The organism is Elstera cyanobacteriorum, from assembly GCF_002251735.1.
GTDB classification, from domain to species: domain Bacteria; phylum Pseudomonadota; class Alphaproteobacteria; order Elsterales; family Elsteraceae; genus Elstera; species Elstera cyanobacteriorum.
On record NZ_NOXS01000031.1, the window covers coordinates 87,612 to 113,305 of the forward strand.

Annotated in this window: 28 protein-coding genes and 1 tRNA gene; 18 read left to right on the forward strand and 11 right to left on the reverse strand. The window is 64.7% G+C overall.

Features of this window, described 5'->3' with window-relative positions; translation table 11 throughout:
• Window positions 1-16: 16 nt before the first annotated feature.
• Together CHR90_RS07765 and CHR90_RS07770 are read left to right on the forward strand one after the other, a co-directional pair.
• Window positions 17-92, forward strand: a tRNA-Lys gene (locus tag CHR90_RS07765).
• Window positions 93-157: 65 nt separating this feature from the next.
• Window positions 158-502 (forward strand): zinc ribbon domain-containing protein YjdM, encoded by a 345-nt coding sequence (locus CHR90_RS07770; protein WP_094408425.1) that lies wholly within the window; start codon window positions 158-160, stop codon window positions 500-502.
• Here CHR90_RS07770 and CHR90_RS07775 read toward each other — a convergent pair.
• A complete protein-coding gene (locus CHR90_RS07775; RefSeq protein ID WP_094408426.1) occupies window positions 499-1,056 on the reverse strand; it encodes a DUF2239 family protein in 558 nt (185 codons plus the stop codon). The genes CHR90_RS07770 and CHR90_RS07775 overlap by 4 nt on opposite strands.
• 89 nt (window positions 1,057-1,145) lie before the next feature.
• On the opposite strand from CHR90_RS07775, the gene CHR90_RS07780 reads away from it, so the two are divergent.
• Window positions 1,146-1,475: a GIY-YIG nuclease family protein gene (locus tag CHR90_RS07780; protein WP_094408662.1), complete on the forward strand. Its 330-nt coding sequence runs from the start codon at window positions 1,146-1,148 to the stop codon at window positions 1,473-1,475.
• 4 nt (window positions 1,476-1,479) lie between these two features.
• Here CHR90_RS07780 and CHR90_RS07785 read toward each other — a convergent pair whose 3' ends face one another.
• A complete protein-coding gene (locus tag CHR90_RS07785) occupies window positions 1,480-2,013 on the reverse strand; it encodes a thiamine phosphate synthase (protein ID WP_094408663.1) in 534 nt (177 codons plus the stop codon).
• 101 nt (window positions 2,014-2,114) lie between these two features.
• Complete coding sequence (locus CHR90_RS07790; protein WP_094408427.1) at window positions 2,115-3,044, reverse strand: class I fructose-bisphosphate aldolase; 930 nt, start codon at window positions 3,042-3,044, stop codon at window positions 2,115-2,117.
• 215 nt (window positions 3,045-3,259) lie between these two features.
• Between CHR90_RS07790 and CHR90_RS07795 the strand changes: the two genes are divergently transcribed.
• Entirely contained in the window at window positions 3,260-5,071 is a 1,812-nt protein-coding gene (locus tag CHR90_RS07795; protein ID WP_170941339.1) for a transglycosylase domain-containing protein, read from the forward strand.
• Window positions 5,072-5,102: 31 nt separating this feature from the next.
• Here CHR90_RS07795 and CHR90_RS07800 read toward each other — a convergent pair whose 3' ends face one another.
• A complete protein-coding gene (locus tag CHR90_RS07800) occupies window positions 5,103-6,386 on the reverse strand; it encodes a cystathionine gamma-synthase family protein (RefSeq protein ID WP_094408429.1) in 1,284 nt (427 codons plus the stop codon).
• Window positions 6,387-6,518: 132 nt separating this feature from the next.
• Here CHR90_RS07800 and CHR90_RS07805 point away from each other — a divergent pair, with 132 nt between their 5' ends.
• Window positions 6,519-6,983, forward strand: coding sequence for an Lrp/AsnC family transcriptional regulator (locus CHR90_RS07805; protein WP_094408430.1), 465 nt, complete (start codon window positions 6,519-6,521; stop codon window positions 6,981-6,983).
• Here the strand turns inward: CHR90_RS07805 and CHR90_RS07810 are convergent.
• Genes CHR90_RS07810 through CHR90_RS07830 form a run of 5 tightly spaced genes read right to left on the reverse strand, consistent with a single transcriptional unit; the run spans window position 6,974 to window position 10,071 of the window.
• Window positions 6,974-7,477: a GNAT family N-acetyltransferase gene (locus tag CHR90_RS07810; protein ID WP_094408431.1), complete on the reverse strand. Its 504-nt coding sequence runs from the start codon at window positions 7,475-7,477 to the stop codon at window positions 6,974-6,976. The two genes, CHR90_RS07805 and CHR90_RS07810, sit on opposite strands and share 10 nt — an antisense overlap.
• Window positions 7,474-8,640: a CCA tRNA nucleotidyltransferase gene (locus tag CHR90_RS07815; protein WP_094408432.1), complete on the reverse strand. Its 1,167-nt coding sequence runs from the start codon at window positions 8,638-8,640 to the stop codon at window positions 7,474-7,476. Before CHR90_RS07815 ends, CHR90_RS07810 begins: the two co-directional genes overlap by 4 nt.
• On the reverse strand, window positions 8,637-8,912 hold the full coding sequence (locus CHR90_RS07820; RefSeq protein WP_094408433.1) for a DUF6111 family protein: 276 nt from the start codon (window positions 8,910-8,912) through the stop codon (window positions 8,637-8,639). Before CHR90_RS07820 ends, CHR90_RS07815 begins: the two co-directional genes overlap by 4 nt.
• Window positions 8,909-9,526 carry a CoA pyrophosphatase gene (locus CHR90_RS07825; RefSeq protein ID WP_094408664.1) on the reverse strand — a complete coding sequence of 206 codons (618 nt, stop codon included), beginning with the start codon at window positions 9,524-9,526 and terminating at the stop codon, window positions 8,909-8,911. Before CHR90_RS07825 ends, CHR90_RS07820 begins: the two co-directional genes overlap by 4 nt.
• A complete protein-coding gene (locus CHR90_RS07830; RefSeq protein WP_094408434.1) occupies window positions 9,523-10,071 on the reverse strand; it encodes a DUF1285 domain-containing protein in 549 nt (182 codons plus the stop codon). Before CHR90_RS07830 ends, CHR90_RS07825 begins: the two co-directional genes overlap by 4 nt.
• Window positions 10,072-10,156: 85 nt before the next feature.
• Here CHR90_RS07830 and CHR90_RS07835 point away from each other — a divergent pair, with 85 nt between their 5' ends.
• From CHR90_RS07835 to CHR90_RS07850, 4 genes are read left to right on the forward strand one after another with little or no spacing between them, the layout of a single operon-like run.
• Window positions 10,157-11,161 carry an AAA family ATPase gene (locus CHR90_RS07835; RefSeq protein WP_094408435.1) on the forward strand — a complete coding sequence of 335 codons (1,005 nt, stop codon included), beginning with the start codon at window positions 10,157-10,159 and terminating at the stop codon, window positions 11,159-11,161.
• An 8-nt stretch (window positions 11,162-11,169) separates the two neighbouring features.
• Window positions 11,170-12,072 carry a DUF58 domain-containing protein gene (locus CHR90_RS07840; protein WP_094408436.1) on the forward strand — a complete coding sequence of 301 codons (903 nt, stop codon included), beginning with the start codon at window positions 11,170-11,172 and terminating at the stop codon, window positions 12,070-12,072.
• Entirely contained in the window at window positions 12,069-14,867 is a 2,799-nt protein-coding gene (locus tag CHR90_RS07845; RefSeq protein ID WP_094408437.1) for a DUF4159 domain-containing protein, read from the forward strand. The genes CHR90_RS07840 and CHR90_RS07845 overlap by 4 nt, the downstream gene beginning before the upstream one ends.
• Window positions 14,864-16,948, forward strand: coding sequence for a hypothetical protein (locus CHR90_RS07850; RefSeq protein ID WP_094408438.1), 2,085 nt, complete (start codon window positions 14,864-14,866; stop codon window positions 16,946-16,948). Before CHR90_RS07845 ends, CHR90_RS07850 begins: the two co-directional genes overlap by 4 nt.
• Here CHR90_RS07850 and CHR90_RS07855 read toward each other — a convergent pair whose 3' ends face one another.
• On the reverse strand, window positions 16,949-17,893 hold the full coding sequence (locus tag CHR90_RS07855) for a LysR family transcriptional regulator (RefSeq protein WP_094408439.1): 945 nt from the start codon (window positions 17,891-17,893) through the stop codon (window positions 16,949-16,951).
• Between the two features lie 135 nt (window positions 17,894-18,028).
• Between CHR90_RS07855 and wrbA the strand changes: the two genes are divergently transcribed.
• From wrbA to CHR90_RS07900, 9 genes are all read left to right on the forward strand, one after another.
• The gene (gene wrbA / locus CHR90_RS07860; protein ID WP_094408440.1) at window positions 18,029-18,628 is read left to right on the forward strand and encodes an NAD(P)H:quinone oxidoreductase; all 600 of its coding nucleotides are present in this window, start codon (window positions 18,029-18,031) and stop codon (window positions 18,626-18,628) included.
• Window positions 18,629-18,763: 135 nt separating this feature from the next.
• Window positions 18,764-19,462, forward strand: a complete 699-nt coding sequence (locus CHR90_RS07865; protein ID WP_094408441.1) for a pirin family protein — start codon at window positions 18,764-18,766, stop codon at window positions 19,460-19,462.
• A gap of 51 nt (window positions 19,463-19,513) precedes the next feature.
• Window positions 19,514-20,581 (forward strand): lysine-2,3-aminomutase-like protein, encoded by a 1,068-nt coding sequence (locus tag CHR90_RS07870; protein WP_094408442.1) that lies wholly within the window; start codon window positions 19,514-19,516, stop codon window positions 20,579-20,581.
• Window positions 20,582-20,625: 44 nt separating this feature from the next.
• Window positions 20,626-20,904 (forward strand): SemiSWEET family sugar transporter, encoded by a 279-nt coding sequence (locus CHR90_RS07875; RefSeq protein WP_229671541.1) that lies wholly within the window; start codon window positions 20,626-20,628, stop codon window positions 20,902-20,904.
• A 19-nt stretch (window positions 20,905-20,923) separates the two neighbouring features.
• Complete coding sequence (locus CHR90_RS07880) at window positions 20,924-21,550, forward strand: exopolysaccharide biosynthesis protein (protein ID WP_094408443.1); 627 nt, start codon at window positions 20,924-20,926, stop codon at window positions 21,548-21,550.
• A gap of 30 nt (window positions 21,551-21,580) precedes the next feature.
• Window positions 21,581-22,252, forward strand: a complete 672-nt coding sequence (locus tag CHR90_RS07885) for a TerC family protein (RefSeq protein WP_308421775.1) — start codon at window positions 21,581-21,583, stop codon at window positions 22,250-22,252.
• Between the two features lie 22 nt (window positions 22,253-22,274).
• Complete coding sequence (locus CHR90_RS07890) at window positions 22,275-22,907, forward strand: MarC family protein (RefSeq protein WP_094408445.1); 633 nt, start codon at window positions 22,275-22,277, stop codon at window positions 22,905-22,907.
• 99 nt (window positions 22,908-23,006) lie between these two features.
• Window positions 23,007-23,264 carry a twin-arginine translocase TatA/TatE family subunit gene (locus tag CHR90_RS07895; RefSeq protein WP_094408446.1) on the forward strand — a complete coding sequence of 86 codons (258 nt, stop codon included), beginning with the start codon at window positions 23,007-23,009 and terminating at the stop codon, window positions 23,262-23,264.
• Between the two features lie 7 nt (window positions 23,265-23,271).
• Window positions 23,272-23,637 carry a DUF423 domain-containing protein gene (locus tag CHR90_RS07900; protein ID WP_094408447.1) on the forward strand — a complete coding sequence of 122 codons (366 nt, stop codon included), beginning with the start codon at window positions 23,272-23,274 and terminating at the stop codon, window positions 23,635-23,637.
• Here the strand turns inward: CHR90_RS07900 and CHR90_RS07905 are convergent.
• The gene (locus CHR90_RS07905; RefSeq protein ID WP_094408448.1) at window positions 23,617-25,494 is read right to left on the reverse strand and encodes a putative bifunctional diguanylate cyclase/phosphodiesterase; all 1,878 of its coding nucleotides are present in this window, start codon (window positions 25,492-25,494) and stop codon (window positions 23,617-23,619) included. The genes CHR90_RS07900 and CHR90_RS07905 overlap by 21 nt on opposite strands.
• Window positions 25,495-25,694: the final 200 nt, after the last annotated feature.

Below are 25,694 nucleotides of genomic sequence, written 5' to 3' on the forward strand. Positions count from 1 at the left end.
ACAGACGACCTCGGTTGGGTACATAGCTCAGTTGGTAGAGCAGCTGACTCTTAATCAGCGGGTCCAAGGTTCGAGTCCTTGTGTACCCACCAATCGAATTCAGGGGCTTGATCTGGAAACAGATCAAGCCCTTTCGTTTTTAGCCGGAGAGGCGAGTATGAGCGATCCCGTTTGCCCGCAGTGCGGTTCCGAAAACGCCTACCCCGATGGCAGCCAATGGATGTGCCCGGAGTGCGGCCACGAATGGACCCCCGGCGAGGAAGCCACGCCAGAAGCGGCGGAGGGCGCCGTCAAGGATGCCAACGGCAATCTGCTGGCCGATGGCGATAGCGTGACGGTGATTAAGGATCTCAAGGTCAAAGGCTCCTCCCTGGTCGTCAAGGGCGGCACCAAGGTGAAGAATATCCGCCTGACCGATGGCGCCGATGGGCATAACATCGCTTGCAAGATCGATGGGATCGGCGCCATGAACCTAAAGTCGGAATTCGTCAAAAAGGCTTAAAGCGCCTCATTCGGCCACGCCAAACGGGCGGCATAGGCCTGAATATCGGGCGGCCACGCGGCGGTCTGCCCTTCGAACGCTGCCCGGTCGCCCGCAAAGAGCGCGCGGGTGGCTTCCTCATAGCTCGGCAAATCCCCAGCGAGGGCCGTGAGTACCCGATAGCAGCGCTCCTGCCGCTGGCGGGCGGTTGTCACCCCGCCGTCGGCTTGGCGGGCGGCATCGATCAAGCGGCGTAGGGCGTGCGAGGCACCGCCCCGCTGCGCGGCCAGCCACTCCCAATGGCGGGGAAGCAAGGTTACTTCCCGTGCGATCACGCCCAGCTTCGGACGGCCCCGACCCCGCGCTTCGTCGGGCGGGGCGTAGCGGGCGGCTGCCGCTTCTGGCCCACCGCGCAGGTCGAGATCGGTCTCCTTGCCGGTGGCATCGTCGAAAATCAGGATTGGGGAACCCTCGCCTTGGGCGTCGGCGGCGGCGCGCGCTACGTCGGGCAGCGGGCCGGACGCCAGTAAGCGGGAACCCAGGAAAGCGGAATAGAGGGGGATAATGTCAGTCATGGGGTATTTATATCCGGATAAAACTCTTGTGTCAATATTACCCGGGTGATATTACCGCTCTCCGAGACTCAACGGAGGTAGGAATGTTGATGGACGCGCGGAAGGCGGCGGTCGACGCTTATAAGGAACAGAAGACCCTAGCCGGTATTTATGCGGTGCGCTGCCCGGCAATAGGGGCGTGCTGGGTGGGGCGGGCACCGAATGTGATGACGATCCAGAACCAGCTTTGGTTCGCGTTGAAGCTCGGCAGCAGCCCGTTCCGTGCCCTGCAAGCGGCTTGGACCGCGCAAGGGCCGGAGGGGCTGTACTTCGAGGTTCTGGAAAAGATCGCGGCGGAGGAGCTTCAGCCGTTCCGCGACCAGGCGCTCAAAGCGCGGCAGCAGGTCTGGTGCGAACGGTTGGGGGCGGTTGCCCTCTAGGGCCTTACACCCGGCGGGCGACGAACTCCACCCCGGCGGCAGAAACGGCCTCAACCGCGTCGGCGGGCGTATCCCAGGAAACGCAGGGCACGAGCATGGTTTCTGCCCAGACCTGGATCGTTTCCACATCGGGGGTGAAGGCGACGTAATCGGCCCCGGCCTCGGCGGCCTCCATCGCCTCATGGCGGCTATCGGCGCAGAATAGGCCAATGATCCGATCCTTGCCCAGTGCCTTGCGCACGCTGGCATAGGCGGCAGGGTCCGATAGATGCAGCCCATCGGCGTCGAGCTTGCTAACCAACGGCTGCACCAGCGCAAGCCCGGCGCCATCGGTCAGCAGAAAAGCGACATCCTGGGCCTGTAGCGGTGGCATCAGGCGTTGAACGGCCCTTTCTATGGCGGCAGCGTCGAGACCGACCGTATCGAGGGCGGCGCAGGCAACCTCGGCCCCGGCTAAAGCGGCGGCAATCGCGGCCTCCGAGCTATCGGGGCGCAGGATCAGATAATGGCGGGGGGCGTCGAGCGGATCGTTCGTCATGGGCGGCATCCAGCCATAGGGCAGCGCGTCGGCACAAGCCCAAAATAGAAACCCCGCCTTGCCAGATGGCGAGGCGGGGTTCCCTCCCTAAACCGGGCAGCTTATGCTTTGCCCTGATAAATTTTGACGATCTGATCCAGCATCGCCAGCGCTTCCGCCTTCGGGCGCTGGAACGTATTGCGGCCGATGATCGACCCGTTCCCGCCGCCGTCGCGGATGGCCCGGCATTCGTTGTAGATGCCGTCCAGATCCTTCGCTTCGCCGCCGGAGAAGACAACGATGCGGCGACCCGCGAAGCAGCTTTGTACCACATGGCGCACACGATCTGCCATGCTGTCGCCCGGAATCTTTTCCTTTTCGTACACTTTTTTCGCGGCATCGAGTTCCAGCGGCGCCTGCGGCGGCTTGACCTTGATGATATGGGCGCCGAGCAGCGCGGCCATATGGGCGGCATAGGCGCAGATATCGTAAGCGGTTTCGCCGGTCTTGCTCAGCGTGCCGCCGCGCGGGTAGGACCAAACGACGACGGCAAGGCCGACCGATTTGGCTTCTTCGGCCATCTCGCGCAGCTCTTCGATCATGCCGAACGCATTGTCCGACCCCGGATAGATCGTGAAACCGATCGCCGAGCAGCCGAGGCGCAACGCATCGCCGACCGACGCGGTGACGGCCTGATCGGCGTCTTCCTTCAGGCGCGACAGGCTGTTGGAACTATTGACCTTCAGGATCGTCGGGATTGCCCCGGCAAAACTATCGGCCCCGGCTTCCAGCATGCCCAGCGGCGCGGCATAGGCAGACAGACCGGCTTCGATCGCCAGTTCAAAATGGTAATGCGGGTCGTAAGCGACGGGGTTGGGCGCAAAGCTGCGCGCCGGGCCATGTTCGAACCCTTGATCGACCGGCAGGATCACCAGCTTGCCGGTGCCGCCCAAGCGGCCCTGCATCAGAATGCGGGCCAGATTGGCCTTGGTGCCGGGATTATCGGATTCGTAGGCATTCAGGATTTTTTTGACGCGCTGAGTAACCCGCATGATGTGGTTTCGTCCCTTTCAGGCGTTATGTCTCTGGCGCGGGTGTGTAACGAAGCTGGGGGGCAAAAGCAATCGAATGAACGCTGTTATGCGGCGAATCGGGGCTGCCATGCAGCAAAAGGCCGCAATCATCGTGTAGCCATAATTTTGCGATTACAGCTTGCCGGATGGTTGGGCTTGTCCTGTCGCCCCGCCCGTGCTTGCATCGCGCCGCCATGACCCGTACCCCCGTTTCCGCTCCGAAGTCCGCCCGTTCCACCCCGCCGTTGCCGCCACCGCGCCGATCCTGGGGGCGGCGCCTGCTGGTCTGGCTGGCGGCGGCCTGCATTTGGGGCGGTGTTGCGGTCGGCGGCGTCATCGCGTTCTATGCCCTGCAACTGCCGCCCATCGGCGAATTGATGGATCAGACGCGGCGGCCCGGCGTTACGATCTTGGCGAACGATGGCAGCCTGCTGGCAACCTCCGGCGAGTTCTACGGGGCGCCGCGCCGGGTGCAGGATCTGCCGCCGCCGGTTTGGCAGGCGATTGTTGCTATCGAAGATCGCCGCTTTTTCGATCATTTCGGGGTCGATCTTATCGGTCTCGCGCGGGCCTTAGTGGTGAATGTGACCGAGGGCCGCTCGGCCCAAGGCGGTAGCACCCTGACCCAGCAGGTGGCGAAGAATGTTTTTCTGACCAACGAAAAATCGCTGAAGCGCAAAGTGCAGGAAGCTTTGCTGGCCCTGTGGCTGGAGCGCAATTACAGCAAGGACCAGATTCTGACGATCTACCTCAATCGCGTCTACCTCGGGGGCGGGGCTTGGGGCGTCGATGCGGCAGCGCAACGGTATTTCGGCAAACCGGCGACGGAGCTGACGCTGTATGAAGCTGCCGCCATCGCGGGGCTACTGCGGGCGCCAACGCGCCTGACGCCGCTGCGCGACCCTGCTGCCACGGCGGGGCGGGCACAAGTGGTGCTGGACGCGATGGTGCGCGCTGGGTTCATCACCTCCGCCCAAGCCCAGCAGGCGGCGGCCAGCGGGGCGCCGATGCTCGGCCAGATCGCCGCGCCGCGCGGCGGGCGGCATTTCGCCGATTGGGTGATGGAAGAACTGTCGGATGTGGTGCCGATCGACCGCGATCTGGTGGTGCAAACGACGCTCGACCCTGAATTGCAGCGGCGCACTGAAGAAAAAGTGGCGGCGATGCTGGCCCAGGAGGGCGGGGACCGTAAGATCGGCGAGGGGGCAGCCGTGATCCTCGACCGCGACGGCGCCATCCGCACGATGGTCGGCGGGCGGGATTATCGCCGCTCGCAGTTCAACCGAGCTCTCGCGCCGCGCCAACCGGGATCGAGCTTCAAGCCTTTCGTCTATCTTGCTGCGCTGGAAGCCGGGTGGTTGCCCGAAAGCCAGATCGACGATGCGCCGTTGCGCATCGGCACCTGGACGCCGGAAAACTACGACCGGCGCTATCACGGGCGCGTCAGCCTCGCGCAGGCCTTGGCCGAATCGCTGAATGTGCCAACCGTGAAGTTGGCGCAGGATGTGGGGATTAAGAAAGTCATTGCGCTTGCGCATCGGCTTGGCATCCGCGCCAAACTGCCCGCCAATCTGGCCGTTTCGCTTGGGGCGGGGGAGGTCAATTTGCTCGATCTGACCGGCGCCTACGCCAGCCTCGCCAACGGTGGGCGCGCCGCGTGGCCTTACGGTATTCTCCGCGTCAGCGACCGCAGCGGCGCGATCTTGTGGGAAGGCGGGGCTATTGGTGATCAACTCGTCGCCCCGGACCTCGCGGAAGCAATGCGCGCGATGCTGCGCGGCGTCGTCACCTCCGGTACCGGCAAGGCGGCGGGGGTGGTCGGCGAGGGGGCGGTGGGGAAATCCGGCACCACGTCCGACTATCGTGACGCCTGGTTCGTCGGCTGGGATAGTGCGCAGGGCCGGGTTGCCGGGGTCTGGCTCGGCAATGACGATAATACGCCGATGGCCCGCGTGACCGGCGGCGACGTTCCCGCGAAACTCTGGGCGTGGCTGATGCTGGATTAGGGGGAGCATTGCTCCCCCGTCCAAACGGTGCTTACACCGCTTCCAGGGCTTGGGCGAGGTCGGCGATCAGGTCTTCGATATTCTCAATGCCGACCGAAATGCGGATTAGCGCATCGGTTAGGCCGATTTCCTCGCGCAATTCGCGGGCAACACCGGAATGGGTCATTGCCGCCGGGTGCGACACCAAGGTCTCCGTGCCGCCGAGGCTGACCGCCAGCTTCATGATCTGAAGATTATCGAGCAGGGCGAAAGCTTCCTTCTCGCCGCCCTTCACATCGAAGGCGAAGGTCGATCCCGCTGCCTCGCACTGGCGTTCGAACACCGTCTTGCGCGGATCGTCGCTTGAAAGATTACCGAGGTAATGCAGCCGGGCGATCTTCGGGTGATTGGCGAGATACTCAGCCACGCGCTGGGCGTTTTCATTGGCGCGATGCATGCGGATATCGAGGGTTTCCAGCGAGCGCATCAGCATCCAGCAGGAATTTGGGTCAAGCTGCGTCCCCAGCGAGCCGCGCCAGCTTTTCACCTGCTTCACCAGGGCGGCGGACCCGCTGATCGACCCGCCGACGAGATCGCTGTGCCCGCCGACATATTTGGTCAAGGACAGCAGGGTCAGATCGGCGCCATGCTTTAGCGGCTTCTGATATTTCGGGCCGAGCAGCGTGTTATCGACGACGACCGGCGGGCGGTAGCCTTGGGTGCGTTCCAACTCGTCAGCGATCAGCTTGCAAGCGGCAAGATCGACCAGCCCGTTGGTGGGGTTCGCCGGGGTTTCGACCAGGATCATGCCAACGCGTCCGGCGGCTGCGGCAGCGTTCGCCGTTACGCGCATGCTGGCGATGTCCAGCCCATCGGTAAAGCCGAAGGCTTTGATGCCGAAGGCACCCATCTGGTTCTTCAGCAGGGTTTCCGTTCCACCATAGAGCGGGCGCGAATGAATAATCGTATCGCCCGGCCGCAGAAAGGCGAAGCAGGTGGTGGCAATCGCCGCCATGCCGGAGGCGAAGACGGCGCAGCGTTCGGCCTCGTCCCAAATCGCCAGCCGGTCTTCGAGAATTTCCATATTCGGGTGATTGAAGCGGGAATAGACAAGGCCGGATTTCTCGCCGGGCTTCAACTCCCGCCGCCCGGCGGTGAGATCGAAGAAGTCTTTCCCCTGCTGGGCATTTTCGAACACGAAGGTCGAGGTTAGGAACACCGGCGGCTTCAGCGACCCTTCCGACATGGCGGGCGAATAGCCGTAGCCCATCATCAGCGTCTCTGGGTGAAGACGGCGGTTGGCGATACGGCTCTTGTGATAGGTATCCTCGGTCATCGGCGTGTCTCCCAGCTCGGATGCGGTCCTGAAGGATACGGCCAAACGCCTGCAATGTTTTGGTCGATTATAGATAGTCCGACCCTATAGTATGCAGTTTTCTGCCTTCAAAAGACATTTAGGGAGCATAGAATGCTCGATGCAGTGGATCGGCGGATGTTGGCGGTGTTGCAGGCTGAAGGGCGCATCACCAATCAGGACTTAGCAGAACGGGTTGGCCTGTCGCCGACCCCGTGCCTACGCCGCCTGAAGCGGCTGGAGGACAGCGGCGTGATCACCGGCTATGCGGCGCAGGTCGATCCCAAGGCCTATGGGCTGCCGTTTAGCGTCTTCGTATCGGTGCGGTTGCTTCAGCAGATGCGCGACCAAATCACCGAGTTCGAACGGGCGGTGGAAAGCTGGGAGGAGGTGACGGAATGTTACCTGATGACCGGCTCGCAAGATTATCTGCTGCGGGTGCAGACCGATGGTATCGAGGGCTACGAGCGGTTCTTGAAACAGAAGGTGACGCAGCTTCGGTGCATTCAATCCGTTCAGTCTAATTTCGCTTTAGCAACAATCAAGCGCCGCACGGCCTTGCCGCCGGTTTACTCCTGATCCAGGGGCCGGACCATGAATTGGGCGGTGGGGCCGTAGCTGGCCAGTTTGGCATCGATCTCGGGTGTCCGATAGGGCGTAAAGCCGAAGCGCGACCAATAGCGCGGCGTCTCGTAGACGGCAGTCAGGGCCAGGCGCGGCGCTCCAATCTGTGCGGCGAGGGCGAGGAGATCGGCAACCAGCGCTTCGCCCATGCCTGCGCCGCGCGTTTCCGGCAGCAGGGCGACATCGTGGAGATAGAGGCAGTCCGGCGCGCTGGGTAATCGTTTCAGGAGCGAATCGAGCGGCGGCGGCAAAAGGCCCCAGGGATGGGCGACGGCATAACCCAGCGGCCCTTGTGGCCCCTCGGCAACGCGGCAGCCTGCGGGAAACAGCGCCAGCCGTTCGGTGAAAACCTGCGGGTCTTCGGGGTAAGCCTCATGCACGCGGTCGGCGACGGCGTTGACGGCGGGGAGGTCATCGGGGCGCATCGGGCGCCAGAAGGGGCGGGTCATGGGGCGGGCAGCAAGCTCTTGAGGTAGGCCAGGGTTTCAGCCCGGTCAGCGCGGCAATGGCCCGCGTCCCACCAGGCTTCCGCCGCGCGCAGCAGCCTACCCATCGCCGGGCCGGGCGCAACCCCTAAGGTCTGCACATCGGCCCCGCCGAGCGGAAAGGGCGGCAGCGGGGCAGCGAGCCAGCCGCGCCAGACCTCTCGGTCCTCCTGCCCCCGCGCGCGGCGCACTGTCAGGCCGCTGAAAATAGGATCGACTCCGAAACGACGGGCTATAGAATAGGGGGTTTCAAGGTTATCTTCAGCAATTCGTTGGCAAACCGAAATAAACTCTAACTCCGCCGTGCTCCAGCGTAGCCGCGTGGCCAATCCTGGCAGATCGGCCCCGACCGGCAGCAGGGCGAGCAGGCGCGCCGCCCAATCAGCCCCGTCTGGAAGCTCCCCGAAGATCGCGGGACCGTCGGGCCGGGCGGGCAGCAGCCGGGGAAGAATGCCGACCTGATACATCAGGCGCAGGCTATCGATGGGCGTCGGCCCAGCCAGCAGGCGTTTGAGTTCCGACCAGACCCGTTCTGGCGACAGGCGGTCGAGGCCCGGCGCGGTTTCCGCCAGCACCGCCAGCAGGGCGGCGTCGGGCGGCAGGCGGGCATAGCGGGCGAAGAAGCGGAAGTAGCGCAGCAGCCGCAGGTAATCTTCTTCAATCCGCAGGCGGGCGTCGCCGATGAAGCGCAACCGCCCCGCGGCCAGATCCGGCAAACCGCCGACGGGGTCGGAGACCTGTCCGTCGGCATCGGCATAGAGCGCGTTGAAGGTGAAATCCCGCCGCGCCGCATCCTCGTGCCATTGATCGGTGAAGGCGACCGTGGCGTGGCGCCCATCGGTCGCCACATCGCGGCGCAGGGTGGTGACTTCGAAGGGGCGCCCGGCGCTGACCAGGGTGATCGTGCCGTGGTCGATCCCGGTCGGGATGGCTTTCAGCCCGGCGGCTTGGGCGCGCGCCATGACGGTTTCGGGCAGAAGCGGCGTTGCCAGGTCAACATCCCGGACCGGCAGGCCTTGCAGCGCATCGCGCACCGCGCCGCCGACGAAGCGCGCCTGCCCGTCGAGGGCGGCGAGCACCGCCTGGGCGGCGTCGCCCTGCCACCAATCGCCGGGCGGCAGCCTCATTGCATCGTGCCGGGGATAATCCGCCCGCCTTCAACGCGCGGCGGCTGGTAATGGCCGACAGTGCCCTGGCCCTGTTGCAGGCTTAGCCCGCCGAGCACCAGCAGCACGAGCATAATGCCCGTCAGCCCGAGCCAGACGATCGGCGGGCCTTTCAGGTCGGGCGGCGGTAGCCCCTGGGCGGCGGCTTGGCGGCGTTTCAGTATCCCCCAAATTCCGTACAGCACGAAGGGGACGAGCAAGGGCAGCACGAACGTGAGCAGCAGGCGGATCATGATCCCGTCAGCACCCGGCTAAAATTCACCAGCATGCCGGCGGTGGCGCCCCAGATATAGCGGCCTTGGTACGGTAGCACGTAGAAATACCGCCGCCCGATGGGGGTTTCGCGGAAATGCCGCTGGTGGTTGCGCCGGTCTAAAATAAAGTCCAGCGGTACTTCGAAAATATCCGCAACCTCGAACGGGTCGGGGGTGAAGTGCGCGTCTGGGGCTACGAGGCCGACAATTGGCGTTACAGAATAGCCCGTGATGGTGCGGTACTGATCGAGCCGTCCGAGCAAATCGACGGCGGTGGGGTCTAGGCCCACTTCCTCCCGCGCTTCGCGCAGGGCGGCGGCTTCCGGGCTGGCATCGTCCGGGTCGATCCGCCCGCCGGGGAAGCTGATCTGCCCAGCGTGATCGTGCAGATGATCGGTACGGCGGGTCAGTAGGATTGTCGGGCCGGATGGGCGCGGCAGCACGGGCACCAGAACGGCCGCCGGGCGGGGCGGTTTCTGCGGATCGGGTAGGCTGATGGCGGGCAGGCCGGTCAAGGCGTGATCGCCCTGTTCCCCCGGCTGGCCCCAGGCCGCAAGCCGTGCCCGTATCTCTGTTTCCGTCAGACTGCTCATTCCGTCCCGCACGTCGCCGCCCCTGTTGTTTCTTGTTCAAGGGGGAAGAAGCGCCGATGGCTCCACACCCCCAGGCGACCAGTCTCGTCGGTCACGGCCAGATCGACCAAGTGATAAAAGACGGATCGCGCCAACCGGGCTTCAAGCCCCGGCTTTACCAAGATATAGGGACGCGGCTCCCCGCTGTCAGGGGTCTCGATCACCCAAAGCGGGTGATCGGCATCCAGCGCCACGGTTTCGTCAAGATTGGTGCGGAACGTTAGGGTCTGATCCACCCCGCTGCCCGCTGCCGTCAGTTCGACGGCGATGAAGGGAACGTCTTCAACCGCAATCCGCCCGCGTTCCACCGGGGTGACCAGCCAATATTCATCCCCCACCCGGCGCAGGACCGAGGCGAAGAGCTTCACCAAGGGCAGCCGCCCGATGGGGGAGCCTTGATAGGTCCAGGTGCCGTCGCGTTTGATGGCAATCCCGAAATCCCCGCAGATCGGATCGAGGGCGGGGAACGCGGTTTGGGGCTGGAGGGAGGCGGGTTTTTCGGTCATGCTTCCTGCCAAGGGACGTGTGGCTTGACGGGGTTAAGACCCGTCCTAGACTTTGTTGCGGCCCTGATGCTGAAGGAGGTTTGGCGTGAGCGCACTCTCCCCCCCCCATGACGCGGCGCGTTTGGCCGATGATATTGCCGAAGCGGGGCAGCGCCTCGCAAGGGTTCGCGCAGCCTTGGGCCGGGTTATCTTCGGTCAGGATCAGGTGATCGACGAAACCTTGGTCACACTGCTGGCGGGTGGTCATGGGCTTTTGGTCGGTATGCCGGGGCTGGCGAAAACCAAGCTGGTTTCGGCGCTGGCGACGGTTCTCGGCCTCACAGACCGGCGCGTGCAGTTTACCCCCGATCTGATGCCCGCCGATATTCTCGGCTCCGAAGTGCTGGAAGAGGGGGCGGACGGGCGCCGGGCCTTTCGGTTCCTGGAAGGGCCGATCTTCTGCCAACTGCTGATGGCCGATGAAATCAACCGCGCCAGCCCGCGCACCCAATCGGCACTGTTGCAGGCGATGCAGGAGCGCAGTGTTTCGGTCGCGGGGCATCTACGCCCGCTGCCCGCGCCCTTCCATGTGTTTGCCACGCAAAACCCGGTGGAGCAGGAGGGTACTTACCCGCTGCCGGAAGCGCAGCTCGACCGGTTTTTGCTGAATATCGCCGTGGAGTATCCCGATTGGTCGGCAGAACGGGCGATGCTGCTGGCCACGACCGGCGTGGCGGAGGCCCCGGCGGAAGCGGTGCTGGCAGATGGCGAGCTGCTGCGCCTGCAAGCCCTGGTGCGCCTCTTGCCGGTTGGCGATTCAGTCGTCGATGGCGTGCTGCGTCTCGTCCGCGCCGGGCGGCCCGATAGCAGCGAGATCGAATTGGTTCGCACCGCCGTTGCTTGGGGGCCGGGGCCGCGCGCCAGTCAGGCGCTGCTGCTGGCGGCACGGGCGCGGGCGCTATTGCAGGGGCGCTTGTCGCCCTCGCTCGATGATGTGGCGGCGCTGGCCCCGCCGGTGCTGCGCCATCGGTTGGCGCTGAGCTTCGCCGCGCGCGCCGATGGGGTGACGGTTGCCGACCTGATTGCCCGCCTGACGGAAGAACTGGGCTAGGGCCGTTGATGGCGACCGGCGCGCCCCTTCCTCTCGAACGGCAGCACGCGGCGGTCGATGCTGCGCGGGGCCTGCCGCCGCTGCTGGTGGCGGCGCTGCGGGTGGCATCCACAGTGGCGCCGGGGGTTCATGGACGGCGCCGGGTGGGTACGGGCGATAGTTTCTGGCAGTTCCGCCCCTATGGCGCAGGCGACTCGATGGCGCGGATCGATTGGCGCCAGTCGGGCAAATCCGATGCGTTGTTCATCCGCGATCAGGAGTGGGAGGCGGCGCAAAGCCTATGGCTGTGGCGCGACCTATCGCCGTCGATGGACTATCGCTCCGGCCCCGCCCTGCCAAGCAAGCGGGAACGGGCGGAGGTTCTGGCCCTCGCCCTCGCCAGCCTGTTGATCCGTGCGGGGGAGCGGGTGGCGCTACTGGGCGGGGCCGACCGCCCGAGTGCCAGCCGCACGACCCTGCCGCGTCTTGCGCTAAGGCTGGCAGAGGAGGCGCTGGGCGATGGGTTGCCGCCGGCGGTTCCCGTGCCGCGCTATGGCCGGGTGCTGCTGTTCGGCGATTTCTTTACGGACCCGGAAGCGCTTGGCGCCCGGCTGCGTGGTCTGGCGGATCGTGGCGTGCAGGGACATTTGGTCCAAGTGCTCGATCCGGCCGAGGTAGCTTTGCCCTTCAAAGGCCGCATTCGCTTTCTTGATAGCGAAAGCCGCGATGAAATGCTGGCCCGGCGGGTAGAAGATATCCGCCCCGCCTATCGCGCCCGGCTGGATGCCCATACCGCCGCGCTGGCCGATCTTGCGCGCCGCCTGGGCTGGGGCTTCGTTCGCCATACCACCGATCAGGCGCCGACCGTGGCGCTGGTGACGCTCTATCAGCAGCTCAGCGACGGCGGCGGGCGGGAACGGGGGGCGCGATGATCAGTCTCGGTCCTCTGGCCTTTGCCGCCCCGTGGATTCTGACCGCGCTGATCGCTTTGCCCGCGCTGTGGCTGCTGCTGCGCGTCATTCCGCCAACGCCGCTCAGTGTTAAATTCCCGGCGCTACGTTTTCTCCTTGGGCTCGAAAGCCGCGAGGAAACCGCCGCGCGCACCCCTTGGTGGCTATTGCTGTTGCGCCTGACCGTGGCGGCGCTGCTGATCCTGGCCCTCGCCCGGCCGCTGCTCCATCCGGCGCCGCCGTTGACGGGCACGGGGCCGCTGCTGATCGTGCTCGATACCGGCTGGGGTGCTGCGGCGGATTGGGATAAGCGGATCGCGGTCGCGTCCGCCGCGCTCGATCAAGCCGAACGCCAGGGCCGCCCCGCAGCCTTGCTGGCAACGGCCCGTACGGCGGAAGATGCGGCGCCTGCATTGTTCGGCCCACGCCGGGCGGTGGAGGTGCAGACCCGTCTTGCCTCCCTACGCCCCCAGCCCTGGCCGACCGACCGCGCCGGGGCGCTGGCGGCGCTGCAAGGGTTTGAGCCGGGAGCGATCCTCTCGGTGCTGTATCTCAATGATGGGCAGAGCGATGGGGCGCTGGCGCCGCTGCTCGCCCGCTTGGCGCAATTGGGAACGCTTGACCTGCGCGCGCCAGAAACGCTGCCAAAACTGCTGGTGCCGCCGCCGCGCGCCACCTCCGTCGCGGCGGCCAATACGATTGATCTTCAGGTGCGGCGGGCAGAGGCGGGACCAGCGGAAAGCGTCAGCCTGCGCCTGCTGACCGACGCGGGGCAGGTCATCGCCCAACCGACCCTCAAGTTTGCCGATGGCGAGACACTGGCCCGCTTGCCGCTGACCATTCCGCCCGACCGGCGCAATGATGTGGCGCGGCTCGATCTGGTGCCGGAGGCCGATGCGCGCCCGACGGCGGCGGGGACGGTGCTGCTCGATCAAGGGTGGCAGCGCCGCTCGGTTGGTCTCATCAGCAGCGGCGCGCTCGACCGCTCACAGTCGTTGCTCGACGATCCCTATTATCTCGACCGCGCGTTGGCGCCGCTCGCCAATCTGACCCGCGCCGCGCTGGACGATCTGTTGAAGCGCCCGCCCTCCGTCATCCTGTGGCCGGATACCGAGGCGGCGACGCTGGAGCAACGCAGCCGCTTGCGCGCTTATGCGGAGGGGGGCGGCGTGCTGCTGCGCTTTGCGGGGGCGCGCCTTGCCGGAATGGATGCGGAGGAGGGGCCCGCTCTGCTGCCCGTCCGCCTACGCCCCGGCGACCGGGCGCTGGGAACGGCGCTGCAATGGACCGAACCGATGCCGCTGGCGCCCTTCGCCGCAACCTCGCCCTTCGCCGGATTGGTTGCGCCGAAAGATGTAACCGTGAAGCGGCAGGTGCTGGCCGAACCGGGGCCGGAGTTGGCGGGGCGGACCTGGGCGCAGCTTTCCGACGGCACGCCTCTGGTCACAGCGGCCCCGGCCGGGGAAGGTTGGTTGATCCTGATGCATGTTCCGGCGCGGGCCGATTGGTCCAGCCTGCCGGTCAGCGGGGTATTCATCGAAATGTTGGAACGGATCATCGGCCTGTCGCACGCGGTCGCGGGCGGGGCGGAAGCGGCGGTGCAAGCCGGGGTGCCCCTGCCGCCGCAGCAGACGCTGGATGGATTCGCCCAGCTTGGCCCGGCAGCATCAGGGGCGGAAGCCGTGCCGCGTGCCGGGGCAGTGACGGTCGGCCCGCGCCATCCGCCCGGCCTCTATGGCGCGACCGGTGCCGAAGCGCAGCGGGCCGTCAACCTAACGGCGGCGACGGTGACCGAGATTACGGCCCTGCGTGCGACCCCCAAAGCGTTGCCCGCCGATGTCCGTATTGCACCGCTAGGCGGGTCGGCGGAGGTTGATTTACGGCCCTGGGGTTTCACGGCGGCGCTGCTGCTGTTCCTGCTCGACCTGCTGATTGCCTATGGATTACGCGGGTTGCTGACGGCGCGCGGGCGCTTCCATCGCGCCGGAGTGGCGGGGGTGGTGGTAGCCCTGCTGCTGCTACCGGAAAACGGCAAGGCCCAGGCCCCCATTCAGATGGACCCGCACGCCCAGGAGTTCGCCCTGAAGGCGACCTTGGATTTCCGCCTCGCCTATATCGTGACTGGCGATACGTTGGTCGACGCCACCAGCAAGGCTGGGCTGGAAGGCCTGTCCTATATTCTGCAACGGCGCACGGCGGTCGATGCGGCGGAACCGATGGCAGTGAACATAGACCAGGACGATCTGGCCTTTTTCCCGCTGCTCTATTGGCCGATGGCCGACAGCCAGCGCCCGCCGACTCCAGAAGCCCTGGAGCGGATCAACCGCTATCTGCGCACGGGCGGCACCATTCTGTTCGATACGCGCGACGGGCCGTATGGCGAGGGCGGCCTTGGCACCCGCCGCTTGCGGGCGCTGGTACGCGGCCTCGATATTCCGCCGCTCGCCCCCGCCGGGCCGGACCATGTGCTGACCAAAGCCTTTTATTTATTGCAGGAGTTTCCGGGGCGCGAAGCGGCCTCCCCCCTTTGGGTGCAGGCGAACCCGACGCCGGGCGGTGACGAGGTTTCCAGCATTCTGATGACCGAATCCGATCTTGCTGGGGCCTGGGCGATGGATAAGGCGGGAACGCCGCTCTACCCCGTCTCGCCGGGCGGCGAGGTTCAGCGCGAAATGGCCTATCGCACCGGGGTCAATATCGTCATGTACGCGCTGACCGGCAACTACAAGGCCGATCAGGTGCATGTGAACACCATCCTTGAAAGGCTGGGACAATGACCGGCCTGTTGGGCGACGGGCTGCAAATCGCCACCGATCCGCTGCTGCCCTATTGGGCGATTGCGCTGCTGGCGGCGGTGGGGCTTGCCCTTGTCGGCTTTGGCCTGTGGCAGCGGGCGCGCGGCAGCGCGTGGCGCGGGGTAGCGCTGATCCTCGGCCTGTTGGCCCTACTCGACCCGGCTTTGGTGAGCGAAACCCGGCGCTATGCCAAAGATATCGCCCTGCTGGTCGTCGACGATAGCGCCAGCCAGGGGCTTGCGGGCCGCCCGCGCCAGTCGGAGGACGCCCAGGCGGCGCTGCGGGCGGCGGGGGAAAAATTCCCCGACCTCGACCTGCGCCTCATCCGCACCGGGCGCGGTACGGACGGTACGCCGCTAATCGGGACGTTGGAAAAAGCCTTGGAGGACGTGCCGCGCCAGCGTTTCGCTGGGGCTCTGCTGCTGACCGACGGGCAGGCGCATGATGTTCCGCCCGATGTGTCGGCTTTGCCGGGACCACTGCACGTGCTGCTGACCGGCGCGCCGGGGGAGGGGGATCGGCGGCTCGTCATTCTCTCCAGCCCTAGCTTCGCCCTGGTCGATAAGCCCGCGCTGTTCAGTTTCCGGGTGGAAGAACCGGCGGGCGGGGCCGCGACAGTGCCGGTTACCATCCGCCTTGATGGAGCGGAAACGCGGGCGCTGAACGTCCCCGCTAATCAGGATGTGGCGGTGGAAATCGCCCCGCGCCACGGCGGTGCTTCGGTGGTCGAAATCGCAACGCCGCCCGGCCCGCAGGAACTGACGCTGCAAAACAACCGTGCCGCGCTGACCGTCAACGGCATCCGCGACCGGCTGCGCGTGCTGCTGATTTCCGGCGAGCCGCACCCGGGGGAGCGGACGTGGCGCAATCTGCTGAAGGCCGACCCCTCGGTCGATCTCGTGCATTTCACCATCCTGCGCCCCGCCGACCGGGTGATGGATCTCACGCCGGTCAACGAACTATCGTTGATCGCTTTTCCGATCCGCGAATTGTTCGAAGTGAAGTTGAATGAGTTTGATCTAATCATCTTCGACCGCTATCGGCGGCGGAATAGCCTCATTCCGGCGACTTACCTTCAGGCCGTGGCCAATTATGTGGAGCGCGGCGGCGCGGTGCTGGAAGTGGCGGCCCCGGCCTTTGCCACCAACCAGGGGCTATTCGCCTCGCCCATCGGCGCGATTCTGCCCGGCCAGCCGACCGGCAAGCTGCTGGAAGGCCCGTTCCGCCCGCAGGTCACCAGTCTCGGCTGGCGTCATCCCGTCACAAAGGGCCTCGACGGCGCGGGCTATCCGCAGACCGGGGCGCCGCCGTCCTGGGGGCGCTGGTTCCGTGCGGTGGACGTGACGGCGGACCGGGGGCAGGTGGTGATGACCGGGCCGGATAATGGGCCGCTGGTGATTCTGGACCGGGTGGGCGAAGGGCGGGTTGCGCAGATTCTCAGCGATCAACTCTGGCTGTGGTCGCGCGGCTATGACGGCGGCGGCCCCCAGGCGGAACTGCTGCGCCGCCTCGCCCATTGGCTGATGAAGGAACCGACGCTGGAGGAAGAAGATTTGGTTGCCAGCGTGCGCGGCGAACAACTCCTCATCACCCGGCGCAGCCTGACCCCTGCCCCGATTGGCGAGCGTCGCACGATCACCCTGACCGACCCGGACGGCAGCACCCGCAATATCACCCTGACCGAGCGCGACGGTATCGCCACCGGCAGCGCGCCGCTGAATGGCCCAGGCGTCTATCGGCTGGCAGAGGGCTCGCTTCAGCGCGTGATCGCGGTTGGCGACGTCAACCCGAAGGAAATGAGTGACGTGCGCGCCACCGATACCGTCTTGCGCCCAATAACAGACGCAACCGGCGGCTCGATCACTTGGTTGCGCGACGGGCTACCCGACTTGCGCCGAACGGAGCCGGGCCGCAGCGCCAGCGGGCGCGGCTGGATCGGCCTGCCCGAACGCCGCGACTATGACGTGACCGGCCTCACCCGCGTTGCCCTGCTGCCCGCTTGGCTAATGCTGCTGCTGGCAGGCGGGGCGCTGGGGATGGCGTGGTGGCGCGAGGGGCGCTAACTACGCCTCGACCTTGCCGCCCACATGATCGAGCAGACCAATTTCCCACGGCGCCGGGTCGCGGAAAGTGGCGGCGAGGGTTTCGATGAGCAGCCGGACCTTCGCGGGCACGTGGCGGGCGTGCGGGAAGACCACTTGCAGTGCGAGGCTGAGCGGTTCGCCATCGGCAAGGCAGACGGGGACCAGCTTGCCGGTCTGGATTGCCGCAGCGGACAGGAAGAGCGGCGTCGAGAGCAGGCCCAGACCGGCGCAGGCGGCTTCGACCATCGCCTTGCCATTGTTCGAACGGAAGGCCCAATCGAGGGCAATATTCTCCCGCCGCCCGCTCGTCATCTGCATTTGAACTTCGGTGCCGTGGCGGGCGAGGGCGTAGCAGATGCCGCGATGCTGGGGCAGGTCCGTCGTGCGGGTTGGCGTGCCGTATCGCTCGAGATAGCTCGGCGCCGCGACGAAGGGGCGGCGGACGGTGGCGAGGCGCTTGGTGATCAGCGACGAATCGGCAAGATCGCCGACGCGCAAGGCAAGATCGAAACCTTCTTCGATCAGGTCAACGTATCGGTCGGACAGGTCGAGATCGACGCGCAGATCGGGCCAGCGCGCAGCGAATTGCGCAATCACCGGCGCCAGATAGGTTTCCCCCAGCGAGGCCGGGGCGGAAATGCGGAGGGGACCGCGCGGCTCGGTCTGCAAGCGCCCCACATCGGCGACGGCCTCTTCAGCTTCCATCAAAATGCGCTGGCAGCGTTCGTAGAAATTTTGCCCGGCGTCGGTCAGCGATAGGCGGCGCGTGGTGCGGTTCAGCAGCCGGGCGCCCAAGCGTTCTTCCAGCAGCGAAACCTGCTTGCTGACGGCGGCTTTCGATAGGTTCAGCCGCTTGGCGGCGGCGGTAAAGCCTTCGCACTCCACCACGGCGGCAAACACCGCAAGGCCCGATAGCCGGTCCATCCGACCTCCCCCGCTATTGTTCGTTTAGAGAAACAGTATGATCGTTTTAACCCGGATTATCATCTGGTCGAAGCGGCGGCATCTTTCTTTGCGAACGGGCAATCCGACGCCCGCACATGCGATCAGGAGATGACAATGGCGAAGATCCTCGTTCTCTATCATTCGAGCTGGGGCCATATCGAAACGATGGCCAATGAAATCGCGACCGGCGCGCGGGAAGTGCCCGGCGTCGATGTCACCATCAAGCGCGTGCCGGAACTGGTGCCGGAAGACGTGGCCAAGCAGTACCACATGAAGCTGGATCAGGCCGCGCCGATCGCCACCCCCGGCGAATTGGGCGATTATGATGCGATCATCTTCGGCGCGCCGACCCGCTTCGGCACGGTCTCGTCGCAGATGCGCAATTTTATCGATCAGACCGGCGGCCTGTGGGCCAAGGGTGCGCTGGTCGGTAAGGTCGGCAGCGTCTTCACCTCCACCGGCACGGGCGGCGGCAATGAATCGACCATCGCCGGTTTCCTGCCGACGCTGCTCCATCACGGCATGATCTACATCGGCCTGCCCTATGCCGCGCCGGAACTCGCCGATATTTCGGAAGTGCGCGGTGGTAGCCCCTATGGTGCCGCCACCATCGCCGGGGGCGATGGCAGCCGCCAGCCGAGCGAAAAGGAAAAGTCGCTGGCCCGCTTCCAGGGTAAGCATGTCGCCACGATCACGGCGAAGTTGTTCGGCTAATCCTACCCCCTGCCGCTGGGGAGCTTCCCCGGCGGCAGGGTTAAATTCTTCTTCTTATCAAGATTTTAGCCTGTGTCATCTGGGCGGGCGGTTCACTGTGCCGCGAGATGAGGGGCACGGCCGGGGAGACGCAGCATGCTCGATTATCGACCCTTCAGCAGCTTGGGGCGGATGGATATCGATTGGCTGTCCGCCCGCTATCATTTCAGCTTTGCCAATTATTTCGATCCGGCGCGCATGGGCTGGGGGCCGTTGCGCGTGTGGAATGACGATAAAATCCGCGCGAAATCTGGCTTCGATCCCCACCCGCACCGGGATATGGAAATTATCACCTATGTCCGTACCGGGGCGATCAGCCATGCCGATAGTCTTGGTAACCGGGGCCGTACGGAGGCCGGGCAGATTCAGGTGATGTCGGCCGGCACCGGTATTCAACACGCCGAATATAATCTGGAAGATGCCGACACGACGCTGTTTCAAATCTGGATCACCCCCGCCGCGCCGGGCCTCAAGCCGCGCTGGGAAACCCGGACCCTGCCCGGCGTTGACGATAAAAACCGCCTGATCCCGCTGGCATCGGGCCAAGGCCTGCCCGAGACGATGGGGATTTATCAGGACGCGACCCTCTATGTGGCGCATCTGGAAGCGGGGGGCGAAATCGCCCATCAGCTCGCGCCGGGGCGGAAGGCCTATGTGGTCGGTTTCTTAGGACAGGCGGAGGTCAACGGCCAGCTACTGAACGCCCGCGATGGGCTGGCGGTCGCCGATGTCGATCGGCTGACGCTGACGGCGCAGGGCAGCGGCAGCCTGTTGCTCGCGGATTTGCCGGGTTGATCTGCACGCAACGCCGTGGCGGGGGGCGCGGGCTTCGGTTATAGACGCCGGATGACCGCCCTTCCGCGTTTATCGCCGACCCTGCGGTCCGTCGCGGCACTGGCCGAGGCGGGCTTGATCTCCCCTGAGACTGCCGATGCGCTGGCCCCGGTTGGGCAGCGCTATGCCGTCGCCGTGACGCCGGAAATCGCTGCCGCCTTGCACGCCGGGGCAGGGGATGGGGTGGCGCGGCAGTTTCTACCCGATGCGCGCGAACTCGTGACGTTGCCGGAAGAATTGCCCGATCCGATTGGCGATGCGCCCCATAGCCCCGTGCCGGGGATCGTGCATCGCTATGCCGACCGGCTGCTGCTGAAGCTGGTCTCGACCTGCGCCGTCTACTGCCGTTTCTGTTTCCGCCGCGAAATGGTGGGGCCGGGCAAGGAGATGCTGTCGGCCGAGGAGACAGAGGCGGCACTCGCCTATATCGCCGACCATCCGGCGATCTGGGAAGTCATCCTGACCGGCGGCGATCCGCTGGTGCTCTCAGCCCGGCGGCTGCGGGAGATCAAGGCGCGGCTGGATGCCATTCCCCACGTCGGCGCGCTGCGCATCCATACCCGCGTGCCGGTGGTGGCGCCAGAGAGGATTACCGGCGAGCTGGTCGAGGCCCTGGGTGGGCGCTTGCCGGTGCATATTCTGATCCACGCCAATCATGCCGATGAGTTTACCCCGGCGGCGCGGGCGGCGGTGGCGCGGCTGGTCGATGCGGGTATCCCGTTGTTCGGCCAATCGGTGCTGCTGCGCGGTGTCAACGATAGCGTTCCGGCGCTAACGGACCTGTTCCGCACGATGGTGAGTTTGCGGATAAAGCCCCATTACCTGCACCACGGCGATCTCGCCCCTGGCACCGCGCATTTTCGTCTGCCGTTGGCCGAGGGGATGGCGCTGATGCGCGCCTTGCGTGGGCCGCTCTCCGGTCTCGCGTTGCCGACCTATATGCTCGATATTCCCGGCGGTTACGGCAAAGTGCCGGTCACGGCGGATTATCTGACGCCCGATGGGCAGGGCGGCTGGTGGGTCACCGATCCGCAGGGGCGCCGCCACGCCTACCGCGATACTGGGGAAAGCCACAATTGATCACATTTTCGGCAACCCCGTATTTTCCCCAGGGAGCGTCATAGATGGCCGGGTTTTTCGGGACGATGCCGGATATCATCGAGATTATCGGGCTGGTTGCGAGTTTTTTGACCACGGCGGCCTTTTTTCCGCAGGCCATCAGAACGATCTATCGGCGGGACACCAGCGGCCTGTCGCTGGTGACATATCTGCTGATGACCGTGGGGGTCGCAACGTGGTTGATTTATGGGCTTCTGATTGGCAACCGCCCGGTAACGGTGGCGAATGCCATTACTCTAGTCCCGATGGCTTTGATTTTGATCATGAAAGTGCGCCTGGGTTAATCCCGGGGCGGGCGGTTCGATGAGCACTGAACCGCCGGTCGAAGCCGCGTCGGCGCTGCTGCGCCGTCTGATTGCTGAACATCCTTACGAGCGGATCTCGCTCGATGATCTGCTGCATGGCGTGGGCCATCGCGCCTTTGGGCTGCTGCTCCTGTTATTGGCGCTGCCCAACTCCATTCCGTTGCCCAGCCCGCCTGGCCTGTCCACCATCTTCGGGTTGCCGATGGCGATCTTCGCCGCGCAACTGATGCTGGGGCAGAAAGAACCCTGGCTGCCCGCCTTCTTGCGGAAGAAAACACTGCCGCGCGACGAGATTCTGAAGTTTCTCGACCGGGCGCAGCCCTATCTGACCAAAGTTGAGAGGCGATTGAAGCCAAGAGCCAGTAGCTTCGTCGGCCCTGCGGCGGAACGGGTGGCGGGATTAATCATCCTGGGTTTGGCCATCGTTCTATCAATGCCGATCATTTTCGGCAATTTCCTGCCCGCTTTTGCCGTGCTGCTGATGGCACTGGCCATTCTTGCCCGCGATGGGGCGATGATGGTTGCCGGTTGGGTTGTCAGCGTGATTGCGGTCGCCGTCGTCGGGCTTGTCATCTATGTCGGGATTGAGGCTGTCAAGCTGGCTCTTTTTTCGCTATTTTCCTGACACCCTACCAAGAAAAGGAATCCCCCAACGGTGTTTCAAGAGTTCCTAGAACCCGGCGCGATGACCGCGCTGCTGCAAGTTTTGATGGTCGATCTGGTGCTGGCCGGGGATAATGCCATCGTCGTGGGGATGGCGGTGGCCGGTCTGCCTGCGGCCATTCGCACGCGCGCCATTTTCCTTGGCATCGCGGCGGCAGCGGTGCTGCGCATCATTTTCTCGCTGATGACCGTTCAGCTTCTGTCGATCACCGGCCTTGTGCTGGCAGGCGGCGTGCTGCTGCTGTGGGTCTGCTGGAAGATGTACCGCGAAATCATGGAACAGCGCGCCGAACGCAAGGCGGCTGAAGCCATTGAGGAAGCGACCGACGATCTTTTAAGCGAAAATGGCCATAAGCCCGCCGAAACCGAGGTGCCGACCAAGACCCTGCGCCAAGCGCTAATCCAGATCATCTTGGCCGACGTGTCGATGTCGCTGGATAATGTGCTGGCCGTTGCTGGCGCCGCGCGGCATCACGAAATGATCATGGTGATCGGCCTTGCCGTCTCGGTGATCCTCATGGCCGTCGCGTCCACCTTCATTGCCCGCCTGCTGTCGCGCTTCCATTGGATCGCCTATATCGGCCTGGCAATGATCGGCTATATTGCGCTGAAGATGATCTACGACGGCTCCTTCGAGGTGCTGCCGCTGATCGGCGTGAAATAATCGGGTAGGAGCAACCGGGACTGTGGGCGAATTTTCGGATTACGTGCGGTTTTTGGTATCGCTGTTTGCGATCCTGACGCCTTTTGCCGCTTTGCCCACCTTCCTGACGCTGACCCAAGGGCAAACGCCGGAGCAGCAGCGCTTGACCGCACTAACGGCGGCGCGGACGGTGGGCGGCGTGTTGATCGCCGCCTCGCTCTCCGGCGATGTTGTGCTCAGCTTGCTCGGCGCCTCCATCCACTCCTTCCGCGTCGGCGGCGGCCTTGTGCTGCTGCTGATGTCGCTGTCGATGCTGTCGGCGAAAGTCTCGTCGGTGCAGCAATCGGCAGAAGAAGCGGTGGCGATGGAGGATCGCACGTCGAGCGGGGTGGTGCCGCTCGGCATTCCACTGTTGGCCGGGCCGGGGGCGATTTCCTCCGTCATCGTCGAAGGGCACCGCAATCCCAGCCTGTGGCATCATGGCAGCGTCATCGTCTGTATCGTGTTGGTGGCGGCGGCGCTCTATTGGTCGCTGCGGTTGGCCGTTCCCATCGGCGAAAAACTGGGGCGCTTCGGCCTGAATATCATCAACCGCCTGTTCGGGCTGCTGCTGGCGGCCATCGGCGTCGAAATGATGGCGGGCGGGTTGCGCGCCTTGTTTTCGGGACTTAATTAACCTTCATAAGCTGGCTGTCATCTGATAGCCATAATGGGCCGTTAGGGTGCGATCCGCGATTGCCGGTGCGGCTATCTGGGGTAAGGAAAGGAAACGGGTATGGGTAGCTTCAGCATTTGGCATTGGCTGTTGGTCGCGGTCGTCATCATTCTGCTGTTCGGCGCAAAGAAAGTGCCGTCGGCAATGGGCGATCTTGCCAAGGGCATCAAGGCCTTCAAGCGCGGTCTGAACGATGATAGCGATGCGCCCGCCGCTGCCGCCCCGGCCCCCGCGCCGACGCCGGTGACCCAGGCCCAAACCGCAGCGCCGACCCAGCCCGCCGCTCAGCCGAGCGCTGCTGACCCGAAGGCTTCGTAAACCGTTTATGGCCCGGTTTGGGCTTCGGTCGGGGCTGCTGGCGCTTGCCGGTGGTCTCGGCGCGACGGCGGTGATGGCCGCCGCTGCGGCGGCGCATGGGCCGCTCGCTTCTGATCTGGCGGCGACCGCCAGTCACTTCCAGCTTTTTCATGCCCTCGCTTTGGCCCTTGCGGCGCTCGCGCCGCTGCCAGCCTGGGGGCATAAAGCGGCAGCCTGCCTCTTTCCCATCGGAACGGTTTGTTTTGCTGGGGGACTCTATAGCCTAGCGTGGCTCGAGGTCAGTTGGGGGCTAATCGTGCCGCTTGGCGGCGCGTTGCTCATCCTTGCTTGGCTGGCCTTTGCCGCTGCGGGATTATTGAGCCGCTTTTCCTAAAGGTTCCGGCTCTGGCAGCGCCAATTCCAGGCGCTGCATTGCGGCTTCGGCCGAAAGCGGCCGGTCGAACAAATAGCCTTGCCCGCCCCAACAGCCGTGCGCCGTCAGATAATTGGCGACCTCGGGCGTTTCGATCCCTTCGGCGACCAAATTAAGTTCCAGCGACCGCGCCAGCGTGATCATCGCATCGACGATGGCGGTCGAGCGCCGGTCTTGGCCGATTTGCGCGACGAAGCGCCGGTCGATTTTCAGCCCGTCGATGGGGAATTGCAGCAGGTGGCTAAAGCTGGAATAGCCGGTGCCGAAATCATCGATCACCACGGCCAGCCCCCGCTCGCGGATCGCGTGGATTTGGTTAAGCACCAGATCGGCATGGGCGAGGATGGAGGTTTCGGTCACCTCTAGCTTCAAGGCTTTGCCGGGAACCTTATGGGACGCCATCGCCGAATCGATCAGACGGATCAAGGCCGGATCGGCGAATTGGCGGGCGGAAAGATTGACGCTGATCGTTGGGGCACCGTCGCCCAACAGCCGCCGCCAGCGCGCGGCTTGCGCGCAGGCCTGATTGAATAGATGCGCGCCAATATCGAGGATAAGACTCGATTCTTCCGCCTGCTCGATAAACTGCGACGGCGGGATAACGCCTTCTTTAGGATGTATCCAGCGCACCAGCCCTTCGAACCCCATCAGACGGCGTTCGCCCAGCGCCATGATCGGCTGATAAAAAAGCTGAAGCTCGTCGCGGCGCAGGGCCGTGACCAAATCGGCTTCTAGCCGCAGCCGCGCCACGGCCTGATGGCGCATCGTCGGGTCGAAATGCGCAAACGTGCCGCCGCCCTGTTCCTTGGCCCGGCGCATGGCGGTGGCGGCATTGCGGATCACCTCGTCGGCATCGTCTTCCAGCCGCTCGGGTAGCGCGATGCCAAGGCTGATTGATTGGGTGAGCGTATGTCCGGCGATATTGACCGGGGTGCGCACCTCGGTCAGCAGCACTTCGGCAATCGCTTCGAGATCGCCCGGGGTGTGGACACCCGGCACCAGCAGGGCGAATTCATCGGAGCGCAACCGCGCGAGCATACCGAAGCGGTTGGCCTTTTGCTCCAAGCGCTGCGCCAGTACCGATAGCGCGGTATCGCCCGCCGCATGGCCGAGGCTATCGTTGACCTTGGCGAGATCGTCGCAATCGATGCAGATGATCGCATAACCGGACCGATTGGCAGCCAGCTCTTCCAAGCGCAGGCGCAGCGCGTCGCGGTTCGGCAGGCGGGTGAGGGGATCGACCGTAACCGCCGCCGTCTGCTTTTCTTGGCTGGAGAGCAGAGAGCGCAACCGGCCTTCCGCTTGGCCCAAGCGTTCTTCCGCCTGGGCGCGCTGCAAATTAGTAATGGCGATGGCGACGCAATCGGCGAGATTGGCGACGAAGCTCTGCTCCTCCACCAGCCACTGGCGGGGGCCGCCGCGATGTTCGCAGCACAGGACCCCCCAGCTTTGTCCGCCGATGACCACGGGGGCATCCAGCATGGCGCCAATCCAGGCTTCGGCCAGATAAGGGCGCAGGGACGCGAGCCGATCATCGGTCTGGGTATTGTCGCTGATGAACAGGCGGTTGGTCCGCAGCTCAGAAAAATAACCGGGATGGGATGCCGCGTTGATGCTAACCCCGACGATATTCGGCACCCCCGGATCATCGACATAGGCCATACATTCGATCCCCGACCCGTCCGGGGCGAATTGCCACAGGCTGCATCGGGAGATTTGCAGCATCTCGCTGGCCGTGAGAAGAACATCGTTCAAACAGGCGTCGAGATCAGCCTGCGAGCGCACGGGCCGTGCCCCGATATCGGCGAGCACCGCCATCTGACGCCGGATTCGGCGCTCATAAGGCTGGGTCGGAAGGGAGATGCTCTTTTGCACGGGTAGTCTGGCGGTCCCAAATGTATGCGCCTGCAAGACGCCCCACAAACCTATCTCTTTATTCCCCCGCACGCCAATGAGATTCTGAAAAACCCAGAACCTTGGGCAAGAGTGGCATCGCAGTCCTAACGGCAACTTAAAGG

Coding starts and splice junctions, on each gene's coding strand:
- CHR90_RS07770 (WP_094408425.1), top strand. CDS start 158: ATGAGCGATCCCGTTTGCCCGCAGTGCGGTTCCGAAAACGCCTACCCC.
- CHR90_RS07775 (WP_094408426.1), bottom strand. CDS start 1,056: ATGACTGACATTATCCCCCTCTATTCCGCTTTCCTGGGTTCCCGCTTA.
- CHR90_RS07780 (WP_094408662.1), top strand. CDS start 1,146: ATGGACGCGCGGAAGGCGGCGGTCGACGCTTATAAGGAACAGAAGACC.
- CHR90_RS07785 (WP_094408663.1), bottom strand. CDS start 2,013: ATGACGAACGATCCGCTCGACGCCCCCCGCCATTATCTGATCCTGCGC.
- CHR90_RS07790 (WP_094408427.1), bottom strand. CDS start 3,044: ATGCGGGTTACTCAGCGCGTCAAAAAAATCCTGAATGCCTACGAATCC.
- CHR90_RS07795 (WP_170941339.1), top strand. CDS start 3,260: ATGACCCGTACCCCCGTTTCCGCTCCGAAGTCCGCCCGTTCCACCCCG.
- CHR90_RS07800 (WP_094408429.1), bottom strand. CDS start 6,386: ATGACCGAGGATACCTATCACAAGAGCCGTATCGCCAACCGCCGTCTT.
- CHR90_RS07805 (WP_094408430.1), top strand. CDS start 6,519: ATGCTCGATGCAGTGGATCGGCGGATGTTGGCGGTGTTGCAGGCTGAA.
- CHR90_RS07810 (WP_094408431.1), bottom strand. CDS start 7,477: ATGACCCGCCCCTTCTGGCGCCCGATGCGCCCCGATGACCTCCCCGCC.
- CHR90_RS07815 (WP_094408432.1), bottom strand. CDS start 8,640: ATGAGGCTGCCGCCCGGCGATTGGTGGCAGGGCGACGCCGCCCAGGCG.
- CHR90_RS07820 (WP_094408433.1), bottom strand. CDS start 8,912: ATGATCCGCCTGCTGCTCACGTTCGTGCTGCCCTTGCTCGTCCCCTTC.
- CHR90_RS07825 (WP_094408664.1), bottom strand. CDS start 9,526: ATGAGCAGTCTGACGGAAACAGAGATACGGGCACGGCTTGCGGCCTGG.
- CHR90_RS07830 (WP_094408434.1), bottom strand. CDS start 10,071: ATGACCGAAAAACCCGCCTCCCTCCAGCCCCAAACCGCGTTCCCCGCC.
- CHR90_RS07840 (WP_094408436.1), top strand. CDS start 11,170: ATGGCGACCGGCGCGCCCCTTCCTCTCGAACGGCAGCACGCGGCGGTC.
- CHR90_RS07845 (WP_094408437.1), top strand. CDS start 12,069: ATGATCAGTCTCGGTCCTCTGGCCTTTGCCGCCCCGTGGATTCTGACC.
- CHR90_RS07850 (WP_094408438.1), top strand. CDS start 14,864: ATGACCGGCCTGTTGGGCGACGGGCTGCAAATCGCCACCGATCCGCTG.
- CHR90_RS07855 (WP_094408439.1), bottom strand. CDS start 17,893: ATGGACCGGCTATCGGGCCTTGCGGTGTTTGCCGCCGTGGTGGAGTGC.
- wrbA (WP_094408440.1), top strand. CDS start 18,029: ATGGCGAAGATCCTCGTTCTCTATCATTCGAGCTGGGGCCATATCGAA.
- CHR90_RS07865 (WP_094408441.1), top strand. CDS start 18,764: ATGCTCGATTATCGACCCTTCAGCAGCTTGGGGCGGATGGATATCGAT.
- CHR90_RS07870 (WP_094408442.1), top strand. CDS start 19,514: ATGACCGCCCTTCCGCGTTTATCGCCGACCCTGCGGTCCGTCGCGGCA.
- CHR90_RS07875 (WP_229671541.1), top strand. CDS start 20,626: ATGGCCGGGTTTTTCGGGACGATGCCGGATATCATCGAGATTATCGGG.
- CHR90_RS07880 (WP_094408443.1), top strand. CDS start 20,924: ATGAGCACTGAACCGCCGGTCGAAGCCGCGTCGGCGCTGCTGCGCCGT.
- CHR90_RS07895 (WP_094408446.1), top strand. CDS start 23,007: ATGGGTAGCTTCAGCATTTGGCATTGGCTGTTGGTCGCGGTCGTCATC.
- CHR90_RS07900 (WP_094408447.1), top strand. CDS start 23,272: ATGGCCCGGTTTGGGCTTCGGTCGGGGCTGCTGGCGCTTGCCGGTGGT.
- CHR90_RS07905 (WP_094408448.1), bottom strand. CDS start 25,494: ATGGCGGTGCTCGCCGATATCGGGGCACGGCCCGTGCGCTCGCAGGCT.